Source organism: Peptostreptococcaceae bacterium, assembly GCA_016649995.1.
In the GTDB taxonomy this organism is placed as follows: domain Bacteria; phylum Bacillota; class Clostridia; order Peptostreptococcales; family BM714; genus BM714.
Genome location: JAENWJ010000088.1, coordinates 1 through 3,739, shown reverse-complemented (window position 1 = coordinate 3,739; position 3,739 = coordinate 1). Strand labels below are relative to the sequence as shown.

At 38.0% G+C, this 3,739-nt stretch carries 5 protein-coding genes; 2 read left to right on the top strand and 3 right to left on the bottom strand.

Translation table 11 applies throughout. The features are described 5' to 3' along the window. Positions 1–26: 26 nt before the first annotated feature. Positions 27–233, top strand: a complete 207-nt coding sequence (locus JJE29_09245; protein ID MBK5252800.1) for a hypothetical protein — start codon at positions 27–29, stop codon at positions 231–233. Between the two features lie 216 nt (positions 234–449). On the opposite strand, the gene JJE29_09240 is transcribed toward JJE29_09245, so the two are convergent. Continuing rightward, on the bottom strand, positions 450–1,196 hold the full coding sequence (locus JJE29_09240; protein MBK5252799.1) for a tRNA pseudouridine(38-40) synthase TruA: 747 nt from the start codon (positions 1,194–1,196) through the stop codon (positions 450–452). Between the two features lie 154 nt (positions 1,197–1,350). After that, complete coding sequence (locus tag JJE29_09235) at positions 1,351–2,010, bottom strand: pentapeptide repeat-containing protein (GenBank protein MBK5252798.1); 660 nt, start codon at positions 2,008–2,010, stop codon at positions 1,351–1,353. 226 nt (positions 2,011–2,236) lie between these two features. Between JJE29_09235 and JJE29_09230 the strand changes: the two genes are divergently transcribed. Next, positions 2,237–2,527, top strand: a complete 291-nt coding sequence (locus JJE29_09230; GenBank protein MBK5252797.1) for an ATP-binding protein — start codon at positions 2,237–2,239, stop codon at positions 2,525–2,527. Between the two features lie 221 nt (positions 2,528–2,748). Here the strand turns inward: JJE29_09230 and JJE29_09225 are convergent. Further along, positions 2,749–3,739 (bottom strand): putative sulfate exporter family transporter (locus JJE29_09225; protein MBK5252796.1); only part of this gene is annotated, 991 nt, incomplete at its 5' end.

Here is a 3,739-nt window from a genome sequence, read left to right as displayed (position 1 = left end):
TTAATAATGGAATAAGGAGGAAAAACATGGGCGGATTGAAACTATTGGGAATCTTTTTGCTGGTTTACGCGGCAATTGTTGTACTGCTAGCCGTCACAAAACCTAAGAGCATATGGAAAATGAAGAAAATTCAATTCTTTATTAAGTATTTGGGAGATAAAGGAACAGTCATTTTCTTTTACGTGTGGGCTTTAATTTCTGCAATAATCGGACTATGGCTCCTGATAAGATAGCAATCAAAACAGACTATGGTTTCGAACTGATTCTTGTCAATTGAACAGGTAAATAAAAAAGTCAAAGTGCTTGGCTTCGATATTTCATCTGAGCAAAGCACTTTAACTTTTTTTTGCAAATGATAAGGCGGATCTATTGCATCGAAACAACCTACCCGACCGCATAACCCAGTGATTCTTGCTTACTCTAGTTCCAATTTTTAATATGTTTTCGGATTAGTATTCTACACTTAACAGGCAAAGAGCCTCTGCACTGGCTTTATATCCAACATACTCAGCCGCCTTATATTCGAAGGCTTTCCCTATTGCCTCTATGGGGAGTTGCCCCATGCCAATCTGAACAAGGGTTCCTACAATTATCCTTTCCATATTCATCAGAAATCCGTTTGCATTCATTGTAATTATTATTTCATTTTTTGTTTCCTCTATATTGATTGATCTTACTTCCTTGACCGTTTTTTTTACTTTCTTATTCGATGAAAAAGCCAAAAAATCATGGCTTCCCTCAATTTCCATGGCTGCACGGCTCATCTTGGCAACATCCGCATTAAGACTCAACACATTGACATACTGCCTCTCGAATAATGGACGCTTTATAGCGTCGCATTTCCAAAGGCGATACTCATAGGTCACGCTTTTTAACAGATACCTGCTGTGGAATCGTGCATCTGCCTTTTCAACCGAAAGTGTTATTATATCATCTGTCAAATACTTTTCCAGGTATTCGAAAATCTCATTCTTACTGAGGCTTCCATTTGGCGCAACAAAATTGACGACTTGTTCTTGTGCATGCACACCTGCCCCGGTATTTACCGCACCTACAACTTCTATTTCATCTTTGTACAATTTTGTCAATATCGCTTCAAGCTTGCCCTGTATAGTCTTATCCGCTTCACCTTTTGATTTGCCGAATCCTTTATATTTTCTACCGTCATATGCTATGCTGATTTTATAATTTTGCATTATTGTTCCCCTTTTTAAGTTTAATATTGAAGTTCTACGCTTCCGTAAATAACAGCTTCTATGCCTCGTCGATTGCCCCGGCAATTTTTCTGCTATGCTTCTTTCCATTTCTTTCTCAATAACAATTTGCCACTTATTCTGCATTCTTGCTTAATTAGCTTTCTTTTATCAATATACCCATTAATCGTGACAACATTACAGCCTGATTAAGAGAAACGATTGCGCCTTGTATGTCTTCCATCCCAATTTCCATTTCGTTTATCTCGCAGGAGCTTATGTCAATATCTCTTAACGAGGTTCCCGCCATACGACAACGGCTGAAATCAACACCATCAAAATCAACCTCAATGAATTTTGAACTTTGGCAATCCGCACTACGAAATCGCGAATCCTTTATTTCGACTTTTTTCATATTTGAAAATCTAAGGTTGGAATAATCGACATTGCAGTTCTCAATGACTACATTTTTAAGCAATGCATCGCTTAAATTGCATCCTATCATTTTGCAGTTTTTGAATTCGGTCCTGTGTATTATCGAGCCTCTAAAATCCAGATTGGATAAATCGCAGTTTTCAAACCTAGCATCTACAATGTCAGCATTCTGAAGCTCCACATCCCTAAATACCGCATTCCTAAACAAAACCTGCTTCAGTTCTATCCTGATAGCACTTTGATTCTCTATTACACACTCGCCAACACTCACTCCGCTAATCTGGTCCTCATCCTCAAGCCGAAGTTTCCAGCCTTCCAGAACCTCCAACTTCAATGGCAACCTCGGAGGAAGCACATTTAACTTCTTTTTTTCGTTTCTCATTTATCTGCCGCCTTGCCTTTTTCTAATAACATCATTCTCTTTATGTCAAATTCAAGAAAAAGTTCATGTTCAAAACCTAAATCCACCGTTTAATCTATACCTATCATAGTATAACATACTGGAGATGCATGCTCAAAGAATCTAAAACTATGCCAGGATGACCTATGCCCCACAAATGATTATGTCCCAACTATAGTATAATAAACCCTCATAAAATAGAAATGAGGTGAACAGAATTAAAAAGTATCAACTTCTGATTATTGATGATGTAGGTCTTCAATCACATTCATTAGAAGAAAGCAGAGATTTCCTCGAGGTTGTAGAGGCTAGGTACAACAAAGGATCACTTATTCTGTCAAGCCAGTTGCCTCACGAAAAATGGTACGATTTGTTTTCGGACCCTACCATTGCCGATGCAATTATGGATCGTGTCTCCTACAATTCATATATCATAAATCTAGAATCGAAAATATCAATGCGGCAAATCATTGCAGAAAAAAAGATGAAATTTCTATAACTTGAATTAAGTTCTAAACAGTGAGGATTTATACTATACTGAACCAAATGATAAAGTGTCCGAATGTCCTGGAATGGTGTCCGAGTGTTTCACGGACTACTGTCCGAATACGCCGGAATATACACTTTAAGCCCCTTTTAAATATATATTTGTCACCAGTATGAATATTTCGGTACAAACTGACCACTATCACGTGATGAGGGCCGCATCGATTATTTTGCCTATAGCAATTTTAATATTGCAATCAAACTGCATCCAGAAAGCGTTATAAACAGGATTGTGCTAGCAACCAACGCCCCAATTCCCCTATTTACAATGTCTTTGAAGTTAACTGACAAACCCATTGCAGTCATAGCCATCAGTATCAACAATGAACTTGTCTGCACAAATAATTTTGTCAAACTCTCGGGTATTATTCCCACGGAATTAATGATTCCGGCTAGTACAAAGAAAAGTACATATGTGGGAAATTTCGCCTTTTCACGTTTTCCGTTTTTTTTGGCAAAAACCATGCTTAGAATTAATGAAACAGGAACCAGCATTAAAACTCTGGTCATTTTGACAAAGGTCCCCATTTCTCCCGACAAATCTCCCAATGCAAAAGCTGCAGCCAAAGCATGCGCCACGCCATGGAGGGATATTCCTGACCAAACTCCATATTGCGTAGGAGAAATGGATATGCCACTGACAGCAATAGCCGAATATGCAATAACTCCAATTGCGCCCAAAAAGCTAACTATGGATACGGCAACAACTGCATCCTCATCTTCAGCATTAATGCAGGGCGCCATCGCAACAACTGCCGATGCTCCGCAGATACAAGATCCCACACCAAGCAAAGCTGAAAGCCTGCTATCTATTTTAAATACTCTACCTAATAAATATGATAGCAGCAATGCTGATATCACATAAATGACAACCATGATTAAAATTGTCGGGCCCAACTTAAATAATGAACTGATGCTAAGCTTAAATCCCAATAGAACTATTCCAACCTTAAGCAACTTTTTCAATGTGAATTTGACTCCGGGTTCCAATCCCGCCTGCACTCCAATCAAATTGTTATACAAAATGCCGATAATAATTGCCAATGTCAACGCCTCAAGATTAATATGCTTTTTCATAATATTATTAAGCAATATTGAACTAAGTGAAATTATCAATGTAAACAAAATACCCGGTATGTATCTTTTATAATTCTCCATATATATA